The 20453-nt window shown below is 74.6% G+C and carries 21 protein-coding genes; 15 read left to right on the forward strand and 6 right to left on the reverse strand.

Features of this window, described 5'->3' with window-relative positions; translation table 11 throughout:
- The first annotated feature begins 1 nt into the window (after nucleotide 1).
- The 5 genes from H181DRAFT_RS23875 (at nucleotide 2) to H181DRAFT_RS23895 (ending at nucleotide 2785) form a co-directional block, all read left to right on the forward strand.
- Entirely contained in the window at nucleotides 2-556 is a 555-nt protein-coding gene (locus tag H181DRAFT_RS23875) for a MauE/DoxX family redox-associated membrane protein (RefSeq protein WP_045866484.1), read from the forward strand.
- Nucleotides 544-1068: a hypothetical protein gene (locus H181DRAFT_RS23880; protein ID WP_045866485.1), complete on the forward strand. Its 525-nt coding sequence runs from the start codon at nucleotides 544-546 to the stop codon at nucleotides 1066-1068. The genes H181DRAFT_RS23875 and H181DRAFT_RS23880 overlap by 13 nt, the downstream gene beginning before the upstream one ends.
- The gene (locus H181DRAFT_RS23885) at nucleotides 1068-2009 is read left to right on the forward strand and encodes a peptidoglycan-binding domain-containing protein (RefSeq protein ID WP_045866486.1); all 942 of its coding nucleotides are present in this window, start codon (nucleotides 1068-1070) and stop codon (nucleotides 2007-2009) included. The genes H181DRAFT_RS23880 and H181DRAFT_RS23885 overlap by 1 nt, the downstream gene beginning before the upstream one ends.
- Nucleotides 2009-2191 carry a hypothetical protein gene (locus H181DRAFT_RS23890; protein WP_045866487.1) on the forward strand — a complete coding sequence of 61 codons (183 nt, stop codon included), beginning with the start codon at nucleotides 2009-2011 and terminating at the stop codon, nucleotides 2189-2191. Before H181DRAFT_RS23885 ends, H181DRAFT_RS23890 begins: the two co-directional genes overlap by 1 nt.
- Nucleotides 2192-2308: 117 nt before the next feature.
- On the forward strand, nucleotides 2309-2785 hold the full coding sequence (locus H181DRAFT_RS23895; RefSeq protein WP_254666953.1) for a hypothetical protein: 477 nt from the start codon (nucleotides 2309-2311) through the stop codon (nucleotides 2783-2785).
- Nucleotides 2786-2915: 130 nt separating this feature from the next.
- On the opposite strand, the gene H181DRAFT_RS23900 is transcribed toward H181DRAFT_RS23895, so the two are convergent.
- The 3 genes from H181DRAFT_RS23900 to H181DRAFT_RS23910 all read right to left on the reverse strand — a co-directional run bounded on the left by H181DRAFT_RS23900 (nucleotide 2916) and on the right by H181DRAFT_RS23910 (nucleotide 6354).
- Nucleotides 2916-4367, reverse strand: a complete 1452-nt coding sequence (locus H181DRAFT_RS23900; RefSeq protein ID WP_045866489.1) for a GntP family permease — start codon at nucleotides 4365-4367, stop codon at nucleotides 2916-2918.
- Between the two features lie 283 nt (nucleotides 4368-4650).
- Nucleotides 4651-5877, reverse strand: a complete 1227-nt coding sequence (locus H181DRAFT_RS23905; RefSeq protein ID WP_045866490.1) for an FUSC family protein — start codon at nucleotides 5875-5877, stop codon at nucleotides 4651-4653.
- Between the two features lie 84 nt (nucleotides 5878-5961).
- Entirely contained in the window at nucleotides 5962-6354 is a 393-nt protein-coding gene (locus H181DRAFT_RS23910) for a DUF2267 domain-containing protein (RefSeq protein WP_045866491.1), read from the reverse strand.
- 444 nt (nucleotides 6355-6798) lie between these two features.
- Here H181DRAFT_RS23910 and crtI point away from each other — a divergent pair, with 444 nt between their 5' ends.
- From crtI to H181DRAFT_RS23940, 6 genes are all read left to right on the forward strand, one after another.
- Nucleotides 6799-8358 carry a phytoene desaturase family protein gene (crtI, locus tag H181DRAFT_RS23915; protein ID WP_045866492.1) on the forward strand — a complete coding sequence of 520 codons (1560 nt, stop codon included), beginning with the start codon at nucleotides 6799-6801 and terminating at the stop codon, nucleotides 8356-8358.
- Nucleotides 8355-9422, forward strand: a complete 1068-nt coding sequence (locus H181DRAFT_RS23920; RefSeq protein ID WP_074468027.1) for a phytoene/squalene synthase family protein — start codon at nucleotides 8355-8357, stop codon at nucleotides 9420-9422. Before crtI ends, H181DRAFT_RS23920 begins: the two co-directional genes overlap by 4 nt.
- Nucleotides 9419-10435 (forward strand): Rieske (2Fe-2S) protein, encoded by a 1017-nt coding sequence (locus H181DRAFT_RS23925; protein ID WP_045866493.1) that lies wholly within the window; start codon nucleotides 9419-9421, stop codon nucleotides 10433-10435. The genes H181DRAFT_RS23920 and H181DRAFT_RS23925 overlap by 4 nt, the downstream gene beginning before the upstream one ends.
- Before the next feature lie 56 nt (nucleotides 10436-10491).
- Nucleotides 10492-11826 carry a lycopene cyclase family protein gene (locus tag H181DRAFT_RS23930; protein ID WP_078895944.1) on the forward strand — a complete coding sequence of 445 codons (1335 nt, stop codon included), beginning with the start codon at nucleotides 10492-10494 and terminating at the stop codon, nucleotides 11824-11826.
- On the forward strand, nucleotides 11823-13388 hold the full coding sequence (locus H181DRAFT_RS23935; protein WP_045866494.1) for an FAD-dependent oxidoreductase: 1566 nt from the start codon (nucleotides 11823-11825) through the stop codon (nucleotides 13386-13388). The genes H181DRAFT_RS23930 and H181DRAFT_RS23935 overlap by 4 nt, the downstream gene beginning before the upstream one ends.
- Before the next feature lie 71 nt (nucleotides 13389-13459).
- Nucleotides 13460-14935: a cryptochrome/photolyase family protein gene (locus H181DRAFT_RS23940; protein WP_045866495.1), complete on the forward strand. Its 1476-nt coding sequence runs from the start codon at nucleotides 13460-13462 to the stop codon at nucleotides 14933-14935.
- Between the two features lie 54 nt (nucleotides 14936-14989).
- Here the strand turns inward: H181DRAFT_RS23940 and H181DRAFT_RS23945 are convergent, their stop codons facing one another.
- Nucleotides 14990-15718, reverse strand: coding sequence for a lysoplasmalogenase (locus tag H181DRAFT_RS23945; RefSeq protein ID WP_045866496.1), 729 nt, complete (start codon nucleotides 15716-15718; stop codon nucleotides 14990-14992).
- Nucleotides 15719-15875: 157 nt separating this feature from the next.
- Between H181DRAFT_RS23945 and H181DRAFT_RS23950 the strand changes: the two genes are divergently transcribed.
- From H181DRAFT_RS23950 to H181DRAFT_RS23965, 4 genes are all read left to right on the forward strand, one after another.
- Nucleotides 15876-16079 carry a death domain-containing protein gene (locus tag H181DRAFT_RS23950; RefSeq protein WP_045866613.1) on the forward strand — a complete coding sequence of 68 codons (204 nt, stop codon included), beginning with the start codon at nucleotides 15876-15878 and terminating at the stop codon, nucleotides 16077-16079.
- A gap of 153 nt (nucleotides 16080-16232) precedes the next feature.
- Nucleotides 16233-16721 carry a VOC family protein gene (locus tag H181DRAFT_RS23955; protein ID WP_045866497.1) on the forward strand — a complete coding sequence of 163 codons (489 nt, stop codon included), beginning with the start codon at nucleotides 16233-16235 and terminating at the stop codon, nucleotides 16719-16721.
- A gap of 167 nt (nucleotides 16722-16888) precedes the next feature.
- Nucleotides 16889-17221 (forward strand): MazG-like family protein, encoded by a 333-nt coding sequence (locus tag H181DRAFT_RS23960; RefSeq protein ID WP_045866498.1) that lies wholly within the window; start codon nucleotides 16889-16891, stop codon nucleotides 17219-17221.
- A 123-nt stretch (nucleotides 17222-17344) separates the two neighbouring features.
- Entirely contained in the window at nucleotides 17345-18133 is a 789-nt protein-coding gene (locus H181DRAFT_RS23965) for an IclR family transcriptional regulator (protein WP_045866499.1), read from the forward strand.
- Nucleotides 18134-18224: 91 nt separating this feature from the next.
- On the opposite strand, the gene ddaH is transcribed toward H181DRAFT_RS23965, so the two are convergent.
- Nucleotides 18225-19007, reverse strand: coding sequence for a dimethylargininase (gene ddaH / locus H181DRAFT_RS23970; protein ID WP_045866500.1), 783 nt, complete (start codon nucleotides 19005-19007; stop codon nucleotides 18225-18227).
- 47 nt (nucleotides 19008-19054) lie between these two features.
- Nucleotides 19055-20263 (reverse strand): FAD-dependent monooxygenase, encoded by a 1209-nt coding sequence (locus H181DRAFT_RS23975; RefSeq protein WP_045866501.1) that lies wholly within the window; start codon nucleotides 20261-20263, stop codon nucleotides 19055-19057.
- Nucleotides 20264-20453 lie beyond the last annotated feature (190 nt).

Consider the following 20453-nt stretch of genomic DNA (forward strand, 5'->3'; position numbering starts at 1 on the left):
CATGACGACGTTCCTCGCCCCCGTGGCAGCCGGCATCGTGCTGTTCAGCCTGCTCACCGGCTGCGCCTCCCACGTGACCGGCCCGCGCGCCCTGCCCGACGCGCTGCGGAAGCACCAGGTGCTGCCCCGTCGCGCGGTCCCCGTCATGAGCGTGGCCGTCCCCGCGGCCGAAGGGCTGCTCGGCGCGGCGGGGCTGGCCGCGGTGGCGGCCGGCAGCCGGACGGGCCTCATCTCCGTGATGGCGGCGAGCGCGGTGCTGTTCGGCAGCTACGCGGGATACCTCCGGTACGTCCTGGCCACCGGCCGCGGCGGGCCCTGCGGATGCTCGCGGACGGACATCCCGGTCAGCGGCTGGGCGGCGGGCCGCGCGCTCGTCTACGCGCTGCTCGCGGCGGGCGGCGCCGTCCTGTCCGGCCCGGCCGTCCCGTTGCGCTCCGGCCCCGCCGAGCTGACCACGGTGGCGCTCGCAGCCGTGACGTTCACCGTGCTGCTGTGGATCCTGCCGCTCGCCCTGCACAACCCCGCCGAAGGAGACACCTCGCCGTGGACTTCGTGACCAGCGCGCTCCTCGCCTCGTGGATCGCGATCGCCCTGCTGGCGTTCGTGGTCGCCGGGCTCATCCGCCAGGTCCACCAACTGTCCAGGGCCGGGGCGAATCCCGGGGGCCCGCCCCCGCGCCGGGCGGGCATCGAGCCGGGCCGCCCCGCTCCCGGGATCGGCGAACTCGCCGGCACCGGCCGGACCGCCGTACTGCTCTTCCTCAGCGACACCTGCCGCACCTGCGACCAGGTCCTGGAGGCGGCGGAAGGCTGGGCCGGGCGCGCCGGCGGCGAAGGTCCCGCGGTGCGGGCCGTGTACGCCGAGCAGTCGGTCACCGCCTCGGGCTCCGCGGTTCCGGTACTGGCAGGCCGTGTGGACCTCTTCGAGGCCTACGACGCTCTCGCCACTCCGTACGCCGTGATCGTCGACGCCGCCGGCCGCGTGGCGCGCTCGGAGCCGGTGGGCTCCTCGTCGGCGCTGCTGGAGCTGCTCGATTCCGAACTTCCCGGCCCGGTTAGGAGCTCCTGATGCCCGCTCTCGACGAGATCCCGATGCTGCGCAGGCCGGACGCCCAGGCGGCCGGCGCTCCCGCCGCGTCCCGCCCCCGCAGGCCGGGACGCATGCGCGCTCCGGCCGGCTTCGCGATGCCGAGACGCCGCTTCGTGCAGGCCGTGACGGCCGTCGGCTTCGCCGCACTGGGAGTCTTCTCCGTGACGCGGGAGGCGTACGCCGACGGATACGACATCTGGACCGGCGACTGCCCCTCCTACGCGTCCGACCACGACTGCTCGCCGGGCTGCGGCCCGAGCACGGTGTTCGCCGAGTCCTGCGAGGAGAGCGGAGAGCACGCCGGCTTCCACAAGAACGACGGCGTGACGTGGACCCTTCGCCCCAACCAGTGCTACTCCGGCACCTACGACGGCTGGCTGTGGCGCTTCACCGGGGCGTGCGGCGCCTGCGGCTGCGGCACCGAGCGCCGGTGCCACGACGGCTACCGCAGCACCGAGTCCGGCTGGGTCAAGTCCATCTGCCGCTACACCACCGACTGCGGCTGCCCCGGCAGCGTCACGTGGCCGAAGGTCGCGAGCGGCGCCAAGGGACCGGACGTCTACGCGGTGCAGCACCTGGTCACCCACGGCGGCTTCACCACCGAGGCCGACGGCATCTTCGGGACCGACACCGAGGCACAGGTCAAGGCCTTCCAACTCGCCGCCGGGCTCGGGGGTTCGGGGACGGTCGACGCGGCCACCTGGCCCGAGCTGGCGGTGACCGTCCGCAGCGGCGACAGCAACCACGCGGTGCGCGGAGCGCAGCGGCAACTGAAGAAGCACGGCTACGACGTCGCCGTCGACGGCGTGTTCGGACCGGCCACGGAGGACGGCGTCACCAAGTTCCAGACCCGGCACGAGATCGGCGCCGACGGCATCGTCGGCCCGGAGACCTGGCGCACCATGACGGGCTCCGCCTGATGCCCGACCGCGCGGAGCGGGCCGGCGGCCCGGTCGCCGTCTGGCGCGAGCGGGTGACGGACCCGGCGGCCGTGACCGCCGTGCTGGCGCTGGCGGCGCTCTGCGCCTCGCTGTACTCGCCCGCGCTGACGTGGGCGGTCACCGGCGGCCTCGCCGGGTTCTCGCTCTCCGGCTCCGTTTGAACCCGCAACAGCGCGTACGCGCTGGCCACGCCAGGTTGGCGGGCACTTCACCGGCAGGCCACCGTACTGGCCGTCCTCACCGCGGGTCTGCTCCTCGGCGCTCTGCTGTCGGCCGCGGTGCTCTGGCTGCTCTCCGGCCTGTTCGCACCGGTTCCCCGGGAGTGGCGGCACGCGCTGATCGTCGCTGCGGCCCTGGTGGCGCTGCTGCGGGACGCGGACGTGCTGCGCTTCCCGATGCCGCAGAACGCCCGGCAGATCCCGCAGGACGTCCTGCAGCGCGACCTCATGCGCGGCACGCTGCAGTTCGGCTTCGAGCTGGGCACGGGTGTGCGCACCTACGTCTCGGCGAGCGCGCCGTACGTGATCGCGCTGGGGGTGCTGCTGACGGGCGGTGGAGTCACGACGGCGGTCACCGCCGGCGTCGGATTCGCCCTCGGGCGCGCCCTGTCGCCCGTCACACGGCTGGCCTCGGGCGACGTCGCGGCCTGGGACGCCCGCCTGACGGGCCGTCTGACCGCGGTCAAGGTGGCGATCTGCGCGACGACGGCCGCGGCCCTCGCGGTGACGGGGTGGACGACCGTCTGGGGCGGCTGACCGGAGGGGCAGGGCTCGGAGGGGCCGCGGCCCAGGGACGGCACCGGAGCCGGCCGCCGCCCGGCACGGTCCGTGAAACCCGGCGCGGTGCCGGGCGCGGAGGTTGCGACGCCCCCGCGCCCGGAGCGCGCTAAGTCACCGTCCACAGCGCCGCCGCGACAACGAACGCCGCCACGCCGAGCGTCGTCTCCATCACGGTCCACGTCTTCAGCGTCGTCTTCTCGTCCATCCCGAAGAAGCGGCTGACGAGCCAGAAACCCGAGTCGTTGACGTGGGAGAGCACGGTGGCGCCCGCGGCGACCGCGACGACGAGGAGAGCGATCTGGAAGTCCCCCAGGTTCGCCTCCCCGACGGCCCCGCTGATCAGCCCGGCCGTGGTGGTGAGGGCGACCGTCGCGGAGCCCTGGGCGACCCTCAGCAGCGTCGAGATGATGAACGCCTGGACGATCAGGGGCATCCCGAGACCCGCCAGCGACCCGCTCAACGCGTCCCCGATACCGCTGAGTTCGAGGATGCCGCCGAACATGCCGCCCGCTCCCGTGATCAGGATGATCGAGCAGACCGGGCCGAGGGCGTCGTCCAGGAGCTTGGTGATCTGCGGCAGCGACGCGCGGGGGCGGCCGAGCACCACGATCGCGACGAGGACGGTGACCATCAGGGCCACCGGGGTGTCGCCGAGCAGCCCCAGGAACGCGACCCACGCGGCGTCCTTGTCGACGCTCTTCGCGGTGACGAGGGTCTCCATGACCGTGCCCAGGGAGATGAGCACGAGCGGCAGGAGCAGCAGGAGCAGCACCGTGCCGAAGGCGGGGGCCCGCCGGGCCGGGGCGCTCCCCCGCCCTCCCTCCTCGCCCTCCGGGCCGTCGGCCCCGTCCGCGTCCACGTCCGCCGAGTCGCCCCGGCCGTCGTTGATCTCGCCGAAGAGGGCCTCCGGTACGGAGACCTGGATACGGGCCCCGAGGTAGCGCGCCACGGGCATGACGCCGACGTACCAGGCGACCACGGCGACGGGGATGCCCACGAGCATCGTCACGGCGATGCTGCCGTCGAGGGCCTCCGCCGCCGCCACGGGTCCCGGGTGCGGCGGGACGATGGCGTGCATCGCCGCGAAGGCGCCCGCGGCGGGCAGCGCGTAGTACAGCAGCGAGCCGCCGAAGCGCCGGGCCACGGTGAGGATGATCGGCAGGAAGATGACCAGCCCGGCATCGAAGAAGATCGGGAAGCCGAACAGCAGGGACGCCACGCCGAGGGCCAGCGGTGCGCGCTTCTCCCCGAACCGGGTGATGAGGGTGTCCGCGAGCGCCTGCGCGCCCCCGGTGACCTCGAGAAGCCGGCCCAGCATGACGCCGAACGCCACGAGCAGGGCCACGGGGCCGATCGTGTCCGCGAAGCCGTACATCAGCGCGTCGGGCACGTCGGCCAGGGGGAAGCCGACCGCCACTGCCGTGATCACACTGACGAGGACCAGGGCGATGAAGGCGTGCAGCTTCACTTTCATGATCAGGAACAGCAGCAGGGCCACCGCCCCCGCCGCTATCAGCAGCAGCGTGGCGGTGCCGTATGCCGGCTCGATCGCTTCCATTGCAGGGGGCTCCCATCCCGGCGTCGCGACTTCGTGACGCCCGCACGCCACTGGACTGCGTGCGGGCCGTCGTGACTGGGCACTGTGCTGCCCCGCCGGGTGCCTAGGGAAGGGGTCGTGCGCCACTGATCGCGCGGGACCGGAAGAAGGAGCGTCCGAGAGCGGGCATGGCGGGCATACCCGGCACGGGTCCGGCCCCGACCAGGCACGGGAGCGCACAGCGCGAGGCCCCTGGCTCTCACGGCCAGCCCTCTCGGCCAGCTCCCTCGGCCGGCCCTCTCGGTCAGCCCTCCCTGCGGCGGCGGCCCGGGCGGCTGCGGAAGGGGATGGCCTGCGCGATCCGGGCCAGCTTGGGGGACTGCTCGCGGGTGTAGCGGTCGAGCTCCTCCGCGAGGCGCTGCGAGCGGTTCTCCACCGACAGTTCGTCGAGGATGCGGTCGATCTGGGCGAGCAGCGCGCCGCGCAGCTGCCACTGCTCCGGGTCGCTCCGTACACGCTCCAGCAGAAGGTGCGCGAGCCGGTCCCGGGCGAGGTGCGCGCCGGACAGCTCCTCGACCAGCCGGGCCTCCGCGGTGTCCGCCTGGGAGCTGACGTCGGTGGTGACGAGCACGGTGAAGGCCCGCATCGCCCCGTCCAGATGGGAGTACACCTCGCCGAGGACGGCGGATTCGTCCTCGGTGACCAGGCGCTGCGTCTTGTGCGTACGGGCCAGGTCGGTGAACGTCCTGGCCATGACGCGCAGGACGACCGCGCAGATCTCCAGGGTGTCCAGGCCGGTGCGCAGGACCACGCGGGACAGCAGGCCCTCCTTGACCCGCGGGTTGAGCTTCAGGCTCTCCTCGGCCTGGACGAGGGCCGCGTCCACCTCCACGACGTCGTGGTCGAGCCGGCGGGCTTCCGCGAGCCGGCCCGCCGCGTCCTCGACCGGCCGGTGGCTGTCGAGCTCCTCGCCGATGAGACGCAGCAGGTGGCGGAGCCTGGCCCCGAGGTCCTCGATGGACTCCCCCGCGCTCTCCGTCCACACCGGCGGCACGAAGAAGACGTTGAAGAGGAGGCCGACGACGGCGCCGATCACCGTCTCCAGCACGCGGTCCAGGGCCGTGTCCGCCACGCGCGTCACGCTGACGCCCAGGACCAGCATCGCGCTGATGGCCACCTCGGGGACGAACTCCTTGACCCGGACGAGATGGCCGACCGACAGCGACGCGAGGATGAGCACCCCCAGCGACCACCAGCTCAGCCCGACGAGGGAGCTGAACCCCACGGCCACCAGCACCCCGGCGACGACGGCGTTCACCCTGCGGATGCCGCGGGTGAGAGTCGCGTAGAGCGTGACCTGGACGACGAGCAGGGTGGTGAGGGGCGCGAGGAGCGGCACCTTCGCGTCGCTCAGCCACAGGGCGGCGAGGTAGCTGAGGACGGCTGCCGCGGTGGACCGGACCGTCTGTACGACCGCGGGGTCGTGGCGGCGCCGGGCGAGGTCGGCGAGAGACTGGGGAACATCCGGCACGCGCTGCCCCTTCTCGGTCCGTGGAGGGGTCCGTGGGGTCCGTGGGACGACAGGGAGGGCAAGGCGAGATGTGCCGGAGCGGCCCTAACCGCTGAGCTCGGGCTTGCCGAACAGGGGCGCGAAGCCGGACGGCAGCTGGCTGAGGACCTGGTTCAGCTCCCCGCCGGAGACCGCCTCCGCGAGCGTGGACAGCACGGCGCTGGCATCCCACTCGGCGGTCCGCGGCCGTGCGCCGGTGAGGCGGCCCACCCGCCGCAGGAACTCCTCGACGCCGAAAATCCCCGCCCGCGTCCCGGCTCCGTCGATCAGTGGCCGGTCCAGCGGTTCGGGGAGCTGGGCGGCCAGGTCCTCCGCCTCGCTGCCCGTGATGCGGGACGCGAGCACGCCGAGGACGGACACGGTGATCTCCTCGGCCTCCTCCTGGCCGTGGTACTCGCCGCGCTCGCGCACCTTGGCGAGGAACTCGTCGTGCCTCATGGCGACCCTCCTTCTCCCGGGGCCCACTGCGTCGCGGGCGGCCGGGTTCCCTCCGCTCCCCCGCTCACGCCCCGCCGCGTCCGGCTCACCCGTGTGCGGACACGCGGGCGCGGGACGCGGCGGGCCGGCCGATGCGCTCCCCACTCGTTTCACCCGCCCACCGGCGCGCCATCGGCGGGCCTTCCCCGCACCAGGAGCCACGGTGGACTCCTGTCCCCGCTCCGGCTCTCCGCGGCCGCGCGCATGGCTCTCGCGGCCGGGCGGTGCCGGACGGGGCCCGGCCTGTCGTCTCCAGCGTCCCCGCTGGGAAGGAGTCGTCGTGAGGCATCGACCCACCGGATCTCCCTGCGCCGCCCCCCACGGCTCCCCGCCCCGCTTCCGCCCGCCCCGGGGTCTGCGGCCCCCGCTGCCACCCGGCCGGGGGACGCGCGCGGGAGCCCGCCGATGAGGACGCTGCGCGGACGTACGGACCATGTCGTGATCGTCGGTGCGGGCCTGTCCGGGCTCTCGGCGGCGCTGCACCTCGCGGGCGCGGGCCGGAGCGTGACGGTGCTGGAGCGCGCGGACCAGCCCGGCGGGCGGGCCGGGCGCCTCGAACTCGGCGGCTACAGCCTCGACACCGGGCCGACCGTTCTGACCATGCCGCACCTGGTCGAGGAGGCCATGGCAGCCGCCGGTTCGCGGATGTCCGACCACATCGAGCTGGTGCCGCTGCACCCCGCGTACCGCGGAAGGTTCGCGGACGGCACGCACATCGACGTCCACACCGACGCCGACGCGATGGAGGCCGAGGTCCGCCGGGCTGCGGGCGGAAAGGAGGCGGAGGGCTACCGGCAGCTGCGGCAGTGGCTGGAGCAGGTGTACCGGGCGCAGATGCGGTCCTTCATCGACGCCAACTTCGACTCCCCGCTCGGACTGCTGACGGCCGACCTGGCACGGCTGGCCGCCCTGGGCGGGTTCGGCACCTGGTACGGGCGGATCGCGCGTTTCGTGCAGGACGAGCGGCTGCGCCGGATCTTCTCGTTCCAGGCGCTCTACGCCGGGGTGCCGCCCCACCGCGCCCTGGCCGCCTACGCCGTCATCGCCTACATGGACACCGTCGCCGGTGTGCACTTCCCCCGCGGCGGGATGCACTCCGTGCCCCGGGGCATGGCCGCCGCGGCACGCCAGGCCGGCGTCACGTTCCGCTACGGCGCGACCGTCACGGCGGTCGAACGCTCGGCTTCCGGGCGGGCGTCCTCCGTACGGACGGCGGACGGTGAGCGCTTCCCCTGCGACGCGCTGGTGCTCACCTGCGACCTGCCCGTGGCGCACCGCCTGCTGGGCGGGGCGCCGCGCCGCGTGGTGCCGCTGCGCTACGCGCCGTCAGCCGTCGTGCTGCACACGGGAGGGAAGCGCCACTGGCCCGGTCTCGCGCACCACACCCTGTCCTTCGGCAGCGCCTGGCACCGCACGTTCCGCCAGGTGACGCGCTCCGGGGAGCTGATGAGCGACCCCTCGCTGCTGATCACCAGTCCGACCGCGACCGACGCGTCCCTCGCACCGGAGGGCCGCCACCTGCACTACGTGCTGGCCCCCTGCCCCAACCTCGCGACGGGGCCGCACAACTGGCCCGCCATCGCGCCCCGTTACCGCGACAGCCTGGTGTCCGTGCTGCGCAGCCGCGGACTGGACGGCTTCGGGGAGGACCTCGAAGTCGACCGCGTCGTGACACCCGCCGACTGGGCCGCCCAGCACCACGCGGCGGGCACCCCCTTCTCCGCCGCGCACACCTTCGCGCAGACGGGTCCCTTCCGGACGCGCAACCTCCCCGCCGGCTGGGACAACGTCGTGCTCGCCGGCTGCGGTACCACTCCCGGCGTCGGCGTCCCCACCGTCGTCATCTCGGGAAAGCTGGCCGCGGCCCGCGTCACCGGCGTCCACCACCGCGCACCGAAGGGCCCCGCGGTGCCGGCGCCGGACACCCGGACGGCGGCCGGCTCGCGGAAGGCGGGCGTCCGATGACGTCGCGCGAGCTGACCGCCGCCGGCATCGGAGACCCGGCGCTGCGCTCCGCGTACTCGCGGTGCCGTGACCTCAACTCCGGCCACGGGAAGACGTACTTCCTCGCCACGAGGCTGCTGACGCCCGTCCAGCGGCCGGCGATCCACGCGCTGTACGGGTTCGCGCGCTGGGCCGACGACATCGTCGACGCCCCCGACCCGGCCCTGACCGCGGAGGAGCGGGGCGCCCGCCTCACGCGGCTGGACGCGGAACTTCAGTCGGCGCTGCGCACCGGACACAGCAGCCACCCCGTCGTGGCGGCGCTCTCCGACACCGTCCTCCGGTACGGAATCGACCCCCGCCACTTCACCGCGTTCATGCACTCGATGCGGATGGACCTGCACGTCACCGAGTACAAGACCTTCGAGGAGCTGCGCGGCTACACCTACGGTTCGGCCGCCGTGATCGGGCTGGAGGTCCTTCCCGTCCTCGGCACCGTCGTGCCCGGTCCGGAAGCCGAGCCGCACGCCGAATCCCTCGGCCTGGCCTTCCAGTTGACGAACTTCCTGCGGGACGTGGGCGAGGACCTGGACCGCGACCGCGTCTACCTCCCGCAGGACCTGCTCGCCGCGCACGGCGTCGACCTGGGCCTGCTGCGCTGGTGCCGGCTCCACCGCCGCACCGACGCGCGGGTACGCGCCGCGCTGCGGGACTTCAGCGCCACCACCCGGGGCGTCTACGGGCACGCCGCCCTCGGCGTCCCCATGCTCCACCCCGTCTCCCGGCCGTGTGTGGGGACGGCGCTGGTGCTCTACCGGGCGATCCTCGACGAGATCGAGAAGGCGGAGTACGCGATCATCCACCGGCGCACCGTCGTCCCGCGCGGCCGCAGAGCGCGCGCGGTGCTGCCCGCACTCGCCAGGACCGCCGCGCTGCGCGCACGGCACGCCCCGCTGCCGGCGCCGCCGCCGTGGAGCGGCTCGCCCGCACTCCACGCGCCGTCCGCCGGTCCCGCTGACGGGAGCGACGGCGGGAGGAGCGGCGACGGGGACGGCGACGCTCCCGGAAGGAGGGTGATGTCGTGAGGGGCGGTCAGGCCCGAAGCGCCCGCGGCGAGAGCAGGACGGGACTCGTCCACCGGCTTTCCGTACCGCCCTGGGAAGATCAGCCGCCGACCTGGCAGGCCGCCAGGCCGTCCGTCATCGCCGACGCGCTGAAGAGGGCCGTCGACCGGCCCTCGGGCAACTGGTACGTGATCGGCGCCTCGCGGGACGTCCCGGCGGGCCGCCCCAGGGGCCGCACCGTCGCGGGCGTCGAGCTGGTGGCGTGGCGCAACGCCGCCGGGGAGCTGGTGGTCGCGCCCGGGGCCTGCCCGCATCTGGGGGCTCCGCTGCGGGAGAGCGCGCTGTGCGGAGGACGCCTGGTGTGCCGCTGGCACGGTCTCGCCCTGGACGAGCGCGGCATGGGCGACTGGCGGCCCTTCCCCGCGTACGACGACGGCGTCCTGGCCTGGGTGCGCCTCGACCGCGCCGGAGGCGAGGAGCCCACGCCCGCACCGGTGCTGCCCGCCCGGCCCCGGCCCGGCCGCACCCTCGACGCGGTGACCACGCAGGTGGGGCGGTGCGAACCGGAGGACGTCGTCGCCAACCGCCTCGACCCGTGGCACGGCTCCTGGTTCCACCCCTACGCCTTCATCCGGCTCACGGTGGTGGAGGAGCCCGACCCACGGGACGGCGACCGCTTCCTCGTCGACGTCGCCTACCGGCTGCCCGCCCGGACCGGGGTCCCCGTGCGCGCCGCGTTCACGGCCCCGGAGCCGCGGACCGTCGTGATGCACATCCTCGACGGGGAGGGCGCGTCGTCCGTGGTGGAGACCCATGCGACACCGCTGACGCCGCCCGGGCACCCGCGGCCGCGGACGGCCGTCGTCGAGGCGGTGCTCGCCACGTCGGACCGGCGGGGCTTCGGCGCCGCGCGCCGCATGGCGCCGCTGCTGCGGCCGCTGGTGCGGCGGGCCGCCGCCCGGCTGTGGCGCGACGACCTGGCCTACGCGGAACGGCGCCGCCGACTGCGCGCCGAGGGCCGGTTCCCGGGATGACGGCGCCCGGGCGGGACGGCGGGCGGGACCCGCTCCGGGTCCGGGCCGGGGGCCCGGTGCAGGAGGCGGACGTCGTGGTGGTGGGTGCGGGGGCCGCCGGACTGTCGCTGGCCTGGCGCCTGGTGGCCCCGGCGCAGGGGGCGCCAGGCCGGTCAGGTCGCAGGGCCGGGGCACGGAGCGCACCCGAGGTGCTGCTCGTCGAGCCGCCGCCGGGGCCGGTGCGCAGCCCGGCGCGCACGTGGTGCTTCTGGGAGGAGGGCGCGGGCGAGTTCGACGACCTGCTCACCGCCTCCTGGGCACGTCTGTCGGTGACGGGCGCCGACGGGGACACGGCGGCCGGGACCTGTGCGGCGACGTACAAGATGCTCCGCTCCGCGGACTACACCCGCCGGCTGGAGGCCCGTCTGGCCGAGTCGGGACGCGTACGGCGGGTGGCGGGGACGGTCCGCGCGGCCTACGACGTGCCGGGCGGCGCCGAGGCCGCCGCCGTGGACTCCGGCGGCAGGCCGTTCCGCGTACGCGGCGGATGGGTCTTCGACTCCCGGCCGCCCCGCCGGCTGCCGCCCGCCCGCACCACGCTGCTGCAGCACTTCCGTGGATGGTTCCTGCGGACCCCCCACCCCCGTTTCGACGCCTCCACGGCCCGGCTGATGGACTTCCGCACCGAACAACCGCACCGGGGGCTCGCGTTCGTGTACACGCTGCCGCTCGCGGCCGACGCGGCCCTCGTCGAGTACACGGTCTTCTCCTCCTCGCTGCTGCCGGGGGACGCCTACGACCGCGCCCTGCGCCGCTACGCCGAGGAGACCGGTCTCGGCCCGTACTCCGTGACCGGCACCGAGCAGGGCGTCATCCCCATGACGGACGGGCGCTTCCCCCGCCGCCCGGGCAGACGCGTGCTGAGCATCGGAGGCGCCGGGGGAGCCGCCCGGCCCGCGACGGGCTACACCTTCGCGGCGCTCCAGCGTCAGACCCGGCACGTCGCGGCGTCCCTGCGCGAGGGACGCACGCCGGTGCCGCCGGACCCGCACCGCCCGCGCCACCGCGGCATGGACGCGGTGCTGCTGCGGGCGCTCGCGGCCGGACGCGTCGACGGGGCCGCGTTCTTCACCGGCCTCTTCCGCCGCAACTCCCTGGAGAGCGTGGTGCGTTTCCTCGACGGACGCTCCACCCTGGCCGAGGAGTGGGCGATCGGGCTCCGCACGCCTGTCGTGCCGATGCTGGGGACGCTGGCCGCGCTCCCCTTCGTCCCGCGCCGCCCGGGCCCGCCCCTGCCCGTCATGCCTCCGATGCCCGCCCCGACGGGGCGCGCTCACGGAGCCGGCCCGGGCGGTCCGTCCGCCGGGGCCGAGCACGCCGGTGCCCACGAGACCGGGGAGGACCGCGGATGAGACACGCGGCAGCGGGACCGCGGCGGCCCGTCCATGTGCGCGACAGGCGCGCCGTCCTGTGGCCGGCCGCGCCGGGCGCCGCACGAGCGGGCCGGCCCGTGCCGCACGCCGCAGTCGTCGGCGGCGGCATCGCCGGCATCGCAGCGGCGACCGCCCTGGCCGAACGCGGGGTGCGCGTCGACCTGCTGGAGCTGCGCGCGTCGCTGGGCGGACGGCTCGAAGGCTGGCCCGACCGGCTGTCCGACGGCACCGCCGTGACGATGAGCCGCGGGTTCCACGCCTTCTTCCGGCAGTACTACAACCTGCGCGACCTGCTGCGGCGCGGCCGCGGAGCCGCCGCCTTCGTCCCCCTTGAGGACTACCCCCTGCAACGGGCCGGAGGAGCCCGCGAGAGCTTCCGGCGGGTGCCGCGTACACCGCCGTGGAACCTGCTGGGCTTCGTCGCGCGCAGCCCGGCCTTCTCCCTCTCCGCCATGGCGGGCATGAGCCCCCGGGCGGCGCTCGCGCTGCTCGACGTACGGGTGCCGCACGTCTACCGGCGGCTCGACGGCGTCAGCGCCGCCGACTTCCTCGACAGGGTGCGCTTCCCGGAGGAGGCACGCGATCTCGCCTTCGAGGTCTTCTCCCGCAGCTTCTTCGCCGATCCGCGTGAACTCTCCGCCGCGGAGCTGGTGCTGATGTTCCACATCTACTTCCTGGGGTCGGCCGAGGGCCTGCTGTTCGACGTCCCCGGCGAGCCCTTCCCCGCCGCCCTGTGGGAGCCCCTGGCCCGTCACCTCGCATCCCTCGGCGTGACGATCCGCACCGGACGGCGCGTGCACTCCGTGTCGCCCGACGGCGAGGGCTTCACCGTGACGTCCTCCCCCGTCGGCGACGGCCACCGCGAGACCACGCGCTACGACGCCGCCGTCCTCGCGCTCGACAGCGGCGGGCTGAAAGATCTCGTGGACGCCTCCCCCGGCCTCGGACACCACGACTGGCGCGCCGGCATCGCCCGGCTCCGCCAGGCCCCGCCCTTCCTCGTCTCCCGCTACTGGCTGGACCGCCCCGTCCACTCCTGGCGGCCAGGTTTCCTCGGTACGAGCGGCTACGGCCCCGTCGACAACGTCAGCGTCCTCGACCGTTGGGAGGGGGAGGCGGCCCGCTGGGCGGCCCGCACCGGCGGCTCCGTCGTGGAGCTCCACGCCTACGCGGTGCCCGAAGGCTGCGACCGGGGCGCCGTCGAAGCGCGCACGGCGCGGGAGCTGCACCGGATCTACCCCGAGACGGCGCGGGCCGCGGTCCTCGACGTACGCCACGAATGGCGCGCGGACTGCCCGCACTTCCCCGTCGGCGGATATCCGCACAGGCCCGGCGTGCGGACGAGCCACCCCCGGCTCGCGGTCGCGGGCGACGCGGTCCGCACCGAACTGCCGGTCGCGCTGATGGAACGCGCCGCGACGACGGGGTTCCAGGCCGCCGACGCGCTGCTGGAGACCTGGGGAGTGCGGGGACACGACCTCTGGTCCGTGCCCGTGGCGGGCCGTTCGGCCGCGCTGCGCCTCCTCGCCCGCCTGGCGTGACGCACGCCGCCGCCCCGCGTGCGGCTCAGCCCGCGGGTGCGGCGGCCCGACCGCTGCCGCACTGTGGACGGATGGCAGACGCAGAACGGCGCTGGTGCTTCGCGGACCAGCTCGGCCCGCACTTCCTCGACGGCGGCGACCAGCCGGTCCTCCTCGTCGAGTCGCGGGCAGTGCTGCGCCGCCGCCGCTTCCACCGGCAAAAGGCGCACCTGCTGCTGTCGGCGCTGCGCCACCGGGCCGCCGAACTCGGCGAGCAGGCCGTCTTCCTGCGCACGGACACCTACCGCCAGGCCCTCGGCCGCGTGAAGGAACCCCTGAGCGTGTGCGGGCCGACGTCCCGTGCGGCGGCCGCCTTCGTGCGCGGCCTCGACGGGGTGACGGTGCTGCCCTCCCGCGGATTCGCCACCTCCCGCGAGGAGTTCGAGGAGTGGGCCGGCGGGCGGGACTCGCTGCTGATGGAGTCCTTCTACCGCAGGGCCCGCGTCCTGACGGGCACCCTCGTCGACGGTGACGAGGCGCCCGCCGGCGGCAAGTGGAACCTCGACAAGGAGAACCGCGAACCCCCGCCCCGTGACGGGCGCCTTCCGCTGCCCGGGCCCTACCGCCCGGAGGAGGACGAGATCGACGAGGAGGTCCGCGCCGACCTGGACGCGGCCGAAGCGGACGGCGAGGTCTCCTTCGTCGGCCGCGACGGGCCGCGGCGTTTCCCCGCCACCCGCGCCGAGGCCCTGGCGGCGCTGGACCACTTCGTCGAGCACCGGCTCGCCGGCTTCGGGCCGTACGAGGACGCGATGCTCTCGGGCGACCCCGCCATGAGCCACAGCCTGCTCTCGGCGGCGATGAACCTCGGCCTGCTGGACCCCGCCGAGTGCGCGGCCGCCGCTGAGACCGCGTGGCGCGAGGGCCGCGTCCCGCTGCGCAGCGCCGAGGGGTACATCAGGCAGCTGATCGGCTGGCGCGACTACATGTGGCACACCTACTGGCACTTCGGACGGGCCTACGCACGGAGCAACGCGCTGCGTGCCAGGCGGCGGCTGCCGCGGTGGTTCGCGGAGCTCGACGCCGACAGCGTCCGGGCCCACTGCCTCTCCAGCGTGCTCCGGGACGTACGCGACCGGGGCTGGACGCACCACATCCCGCGGCTGATGGTCCTCGGCAACTACGCCCTGCAGCGCGGCTGGCACCCGGCCGCCGTCAGCGACTGGTTCCACCGCTGCTTCGTCGACGGCTACGAATGGGTCATGGCGGGCAACGTCATCGGCATGTCGCAGTACGCGGACGGCGGCCGCATCACGACGAAGCCGTACGCGGCCGGCGGCGCCTACATCAACCGCATGAGCGACTTCTGCCAGGACTGCGTCTACCGGCCCACGGCCCGCACCGGTGACGACGCGTGCCCGTACACGGCCGGGTACTGGTGGTTCCTCGCCCGCAACGAGGAGCGGCTGGCGGACAACTGGCGGCTGGCGCCCCAGTTGCGGAACCTGGACCGCATCGAAGATCTGGACGAGGTCGTGGCCCGCGAACGCCACCGGAAGCGGCCCTGATCCGCCGCCGCGCCGCGCGCCCCGCCCGGCGTCGGGGGACGGCGGCAGCCGGGGTCAGCCGTCCTGGCGGTCCAGCCAGCCGGTGACGATGAGGTACTGGCCGAGGAGGTAGCCCGCCATGATCAGCAGTTCCTGCGACGGCAGTTCACGGCCCGCGGCCTGAAGCCCGATCAGCAGGTCCGACCCGAGGAACGCGCCGGCGCCCGCCCCGACCCGGCCCCCCACTCCCAGCGCGGCGGCGCCCATCAGCGCGAGGGCGAGGCTGTAGCCGGCCACCGGGACTCGCAGCCGCTTCTCCAGCGACGGCCCGAGCACGGCGTTCGCCGCGGCCCACCCGGCGAGGCAGCCGACGGCCGGCCACGGCTTGCGGCGGATCCCGCGCAGCGCGCCGAGCCGGGTGTATCCGGCCGTGTAGCTGACCTGGGTGCCCAGGAAGGCCGCCATGCCGAGCAGGAACGCCGGCTCGTGCTCGTCGAAGAGGAGCGCGGTGTCACCCGCCGTCGCACAGGCGAGCCCTGCGAGCAGGGTCCTGGGCACCTCCGCGTCCTGCCCTGTGCGGCGGCGCAGCGCGTACGAGGCCAGCGCCGGCATCAGCAGCGGTTTCGCGGCGCGGCTCATCCCGCGCGGCCGCCCTCCCGCGACAGCCGCGAGGTCGGCGGCGGCCAGCGCGCCGAACGCGACGAGGGAGCTGCGGCCCCCGCCGTCGGGGCGGGCCGCCCGCGAGGCGGCGGCTCTGGCGGCGCCGAGGATTCTCTGCCGTGCGGGACGTCCGGTGATCGTCATGGCGGGAAGTCTCCAGCCCTGCTCGCAGCCGGTCAACAGCGCCCCGGCGTCACCCGGGACGGGGGGGGGCCGGTGGTGGGCGCCGTCTCACCTGTCCAGCACGTGGCGGAAGCCCGCCGGGATGCGAAGCCCCGCCGCCGGGAGCAGTCTGGAGGGCATGACACCTCCGATCGTCGTGCATCCGCCCTCGGAGAAGGGCGGCAGGCGGGTGACGGCGCACGCCGAGCAGCTCGGCGTGGCGTACCGCCTGGAGGACGTCGCCGAGTTCCTGCGGCATGCGGGCCTGAGCGAGGACGAGATCCAGCTCGACGACCCGAACCTGATCGAGTGGCGCGGCGGCGGCCCCGATTCCTGGCGGTGACGGCCCGAGGACCGGTGGACGGCGCCAACGGCGCCCGGCCCGCGCCGTGATGAGAAGCGGCGCCGCGGCGAGTCCACCCCTTCAGGACGGATTCAGAACGGATTCCGGGACGGCTTTCGAGACGGTACGGGCACGGCGGCCAAGGAGAGGCACATGCAGAAGATCACTACGCACCTGTGGTTCGACGACCAGGCGGAAGAGGCGGTGCGGCACTACACGTCCGTCTTCCCCGACTCGCGGGTGCTCGACGTCCAGCGCTACGGGGAGGCCGGGCCCGGTGAGCCCGGCACCGTCATGACGATCTCCTTCGAGCTGGCGGGGCAGCGCTACATCGCACTCAACGGCGGCCCGGAGTTCCACTTCACCGAGGCGGTCTCGCTCTACGTGGACTGCGCCGACCAGGACGAGGTCGACAGGTACTGGGCGAAGCTCGGCGAGGGCGGTTCGGAGGGCCCGTGCGGGTGGCTGAAGGACAAGTTCGGCCTCTCGTGGCAGGTCGTCCCCCGGGCGCTCCCCGACCTGCTGAGGGACCCGGACCCCGCGCGGTCGGCACGCGTGATGAAGGCGATGCTCGGGATGGGGAAGATCGACGTCAAGGGCCTCGAGGACGCCTACAACGGTGAGACGGCGCCGGTGAGTTGACCTCCGGCAGCCGGTCCCGCGCGGGGCCGGCGGCGCGGGGCGGACGCGGGTCCCCCTGCCGGGGGACGCAGTCGCGGGACCGGGCCGGGCCCGGTCCCGCGCCTCCTATGCTCGTGCAGCCCGCCCCCGGTTCTCCGGGGCCGCCCCGCCCCAGGAGGACGAGACCGATGACCCCGGAGCAGTGGGCCACCGTCCGCCGCCTTGCCGACTGGCTGGACGCCGCGAACGGCTCCGGCGAGCAGGAGACGGCGATGCGCCTGATGAAGCTGGGCGAGGAGACGGGCGAGGTGATGCAGGCGTACATCGGCACGACCGGGCAGAACCCCCGCAAGGGCCGCACCCACAGTGCCTCGGACGTCGCGGACGAGCTGTGCGACGTCATCCTCACCGCCGCCGTCGCTCTGCACCGCTTCACCGACGACCCGGCGGCGGCGCTCGACCGGAAGATCCGCCAGGTAGCGCTCCGTTCCCTCCCCTCCGCCGCCGACGCCGTGGACTGAGGCGGGCACCGGCGGGCCGGCTCCCCCGCAGCCGTTGGACGCGCCTCTGCCCGTGCCGTTGACGTGCACGGACCCCCTGCCTAGGTTCGCCGGGGCGGCAGCCTCGTCCCGAAGGAGCGCCGAATGGAAGCCAGCGGCCGTACCGGCACGGGCTCGGTGACCAGCAGGGCCCTGCGCGTGCTGGAGGTGTTCTCCGCGGCGGAACCGGTCCTCACGCTCACCGAGATCTCCCGCCGCTCTCTGCTCCCGCTCACCACGGCGCACCGGCTGGTGAACGAACTGGCCGAGTGGGGCGCCCTGGAGAGGTCCCCCGACGGCGGCTACCGGATCGGGCTGCGCCTGTGGGAGGTCGCGGCCCTCGCTCCGCGCGGTCTGGGCCTGCGGGAGACCGCGCTGCCGTATCTGTCGGACCTCGCCCGGGTCACGGGCGAGAACGTCCAGCTCGCGGTGCGCGAGGAGCTCTCCGTCGTCTATGTGGAGCGGCTGGCGGGCCGCGGTTCGGTGCCCGTGCTCACCCGCGTGGGCGGACGGTTCGCGCTGACGCCGACGGGCGTGGGGCGCGTGCTGCTGGCCCACGCTCCGGCGGATGTCCAGGAGAGCGTTCTCGCGCAGCCCCCGGCCCGCTACACCGAACGCACCGAGTGCGACGCGGGGCGGCTGCGCCAGGCCCTGGCGGAGGTGCGCAGGACGGGCGTCGCCGTGTGCGAGCGGCAGGTCACCATGGACAGCGTCTCGGTGGCCGCCCCCGTGCACGGGACGGGGGCCGAGGTCGTCGCGGCGGTGTCCGTCGTCGCGCACGTGGACGCCGTCGAGGCGCACACGCTGGTCCCGCTGGTGCAGGTGGCCGCCTCGGGCATCTCCCGGAGCCTCGGCGCGCCGCCACCGGTGCCGCCCGCCCGTTCCCGGCGCTGAGACCGGGACGCGGACCGCCCCGTTCGGCACGCGGGGCGCCCGGCCGGTCGTTCCCGTCCCGCCGCAGGTCAGCGGCGCGCTCGGCCACCGGTCAGGGAGCGGTGGGCGCGTCCCTCAGGCGCACCGACAGGCACGTCACGCAGCCCTCCAGCTTCTCGAACTCCCCGATGTCCACGACGACCGGTTCGTAACCCCGCTCCGAGAAGAGCTCCGCCGTCCTCGGCGCGCTCGCGGCCATCAGGAGCCGGTCCTCGCCGAGGAGCACGACGTGCGCCCCGGCCTCCTCCGGTACTGCTTCGAAGCGGGGGAAGACCTCGCGGAGACCGGTCAGCGCCGGGTGTCCGACGACGGTGCCGTCGGGCAGCGCCGTGACCGCGGACTTCAGGTGCAGCACCTCGGTGAGCGGTACGGGAACGACGCGCGCTCCCAGCGGTTCGAAGGCCGCGCGCAGCTGCCGTACGCCTTCCTCGTTGGTGCGCCCGCCCGTCCCGACGTACACGGTGCCGCCGGTCTTCAGCACGTCGCCGCCGTCGAGCGTGGCGGGGGCGTGCATCCGCCGGACGGTGTACCCCTGTGCGCGGACCGCCTCCTCCACGGCCTCCGCCTCGGCCCTCCGCTCAGGCGCGCCGGAGCGGCACAGCAGCGCGACGTCGCGGAGCACGACCACGGCGTCCTCGACGAACACGCTGTCGGGGCAGTCGTCCCGGGACGGCACCTGGAGGGTGTGCCAGCCGTGGTCCCGCAGCGCCGCCACGTACTCCTCCCACTGGCGCACGGCACGCTCCACGTCGACCGGGACCCGCTCCACATGGGTGACGAGTCCCTCCGCGAGCCGTGGGCCGGGCGCGCGTACGAGGGCTTTCCGGGTGGCCATCTCGCTCTTCCTCCGGGAGACGTCGGTGCGGCGGGGCGTGCCGGCCGTCAGTTTCCGGACGGTGCGGGGACCGGCAGGGGGCTCTCCCAGTCCAGCTGCGCCGTCAGCAGGTCGTCGGCCTGCGACGGGGACGGTCCGGTGCCGGGCTTCTGGAAGCGGGCCCGGTAGTTGCGCACCGTCCTGCGGAGGCGGTTCGGCGCCTTGCGCGTCGTGAGCCGGGCGCTGGTGACGATGTTGCGCTCGACGCGCGGGCGGCGGAGCTGCTCGTAGGTCTCCAGCGCGGCTTCCGTACTGGGGGCGTCCCGCAGCGACTTCGCCAGGACCACCGCGTCCTCCAGCGCCATGGACGCGCCCTGACCCGTGGCGGGCGAGGCGGCGTGGGCGGCGTCCCCGATCAGGAGCATCCGGGTCGTGCGCCACCGTGTGACCGTCGACAGGTCGCTGGCGTTGGTCACCATCAGGTGCTCCCCGGTGGCCGCGACGATCTCGGCCGCGGCCGTCGCGTCCGGGCGCAGCATCGGCAGGAGGTGGTCCCGCCACTGCGTGGGGGTGGTCCCGTCGATCTCGGCGCGGCTCAGCTCGTCGCCGGAGACGCGGGCGAACCAGTAGGTCTCCCCTTGCGGTGAGACGGCGTACCCCATGGCGGCGGTGCTGCCGCGGAGCATGTCGATGCGTCCGGGCTCGCTGGGCGGCGCGGCGTCGGTGGTGTAGCCGTAGAACACGCGCTGACCCGCGTAGCGGGGCGCCGCGGCGTCCGGGTCGGTGAGGGAGCGTACGGCGGAGCGCATGCCGTCGGCTCCCAGCAGCAGGTCCCCGCGTGCTGTGCTGCCGTCCGCGAAGACGGCGGTGACGCCCTCCTCGTCCTCCTCCGCGCTGACGAACCGCTTGCCGTGCTCGACGGCGATCCCCCTGCGCACGGCCTCCGCCCGCAGAGCGGCGGCGAGTTCGGCCCGGCGCAGGCAGCGGTAGCGCCGCAGCGGGTCCTCCGCCTCCCCCAGCGGGACCGTGGAGACGACCGTGCCCGTGTCGCCGGTGATGCGCATCGTCGTGAGGTCGAAGCCGACCCGGGAGACGGCCTCCGCGGCGTCGAACTGGGCGAGCGCCAGCATGCCGTTGCTCGCGAGAGTGAGGAAGGCGCCGATGTCCGCGCCCTCGTCCGGATGGGCCTCGTGGACGGTGGCCGCGATGCCGGCCTTGTCCAGGGCGAGCGCAGCAGCGCTTCCGGCGATACCGCCACCGATGATCAGGATCCGCATCTTCCGAGCCCTCGTTCGCTGGTCGGTATCCCCGGGTCGTGCACCGTCAACGCGCCCTGCACGGTGGTGAGTTGACCGCTCTGCCGGTTCGGCGGCGGCCCTTGCCGGGTGCGGGCCCGAAGTCGTTCTGGTGAACCGTACCCGCTGCCCGCCGCGGCAGTCCGGGGGCCCGCCGTCACTGCTGTGCGTG

The sequence above is a fragment of the Streptomyces sp. WMMB 714 genome (assembly GCF_900090125.1).
GTDB classification, from domain to species: Bacteria; Actinomycetota; Actinomycetes; order Streptomycetales; family Streptomycetaceae; genus Streptomyces; species Streptomyces daqingensis.